The sequence below is a fragment of the Vibrio sp. Y176 genome (assembly GCF_033438945.1).
This window is the reverse complement of sequence record NZ_JAWOQS010001205.1, coordinates 1-514: the sequence shown is the minus strand read 5'-3', so window position 1 is coordinate 514 and position 514 is coordinate 1. Positions and strand designations below refer to the sequence as shown.

Below are 514 nucleotides of genomic sequence, written 5' to 3'. Positions count from 1 at the left end.
TGGTGCGGATGCCCCGGCCCTCCATCTCCACCACGTTGGGGCCAAGATGGATGCCCGGCAGGCGCTCGATGCCCTGCGCCTCAAGTGTTCTATGGTCAATGCGGGCGTCGTGACCAGCCCGCTCTAATGCCCGGTTGGCATGGTCGGCCCATGCCTCGCGGGTCTGCTCAAGCCATGCCTTGGGCTTCAGGCTCTCGGACTTCTGCGCCCCGCCCCGCTCTGGCTGTTTGGCGTTGTACCGCTTGAACCACTGGTCAGCCGGGCGCTCGATACCGTCGTTCTTCCGCTCAGAGATCATCAAGTGGCAATGGGGGTTCTCACCTTTACCGGCATGAATGGCCAGCGTATACGGCAGGCGCTCGGCACCGGTCAGGTGCTGGGCGAACTCGGACGCCAGCGCCTTCTGCTGGTCGAGGGTCAGCTCGACCGGCAGGGCAAATTCGGCCTCCTTGGACCGCCGCCCATCGGCGCGTTCATACAGGTCGGCAGCATCCCAGTAGTCGGCGGGCCGCTC

Annotated in this window: 1 protein-coding gene; it reads right to left on the bottom strand. The window is 65.4% G+C overall.

The genetic code is table 11. The annotated features are described in order from the left end of the window. A partial coding sequence (locus R7O13_RS31000) for a MobA/MobL family protein (protein WP_318305743.1) occupies positions 1–514 on the bottom strand: 514 nt, incomplete at both ends.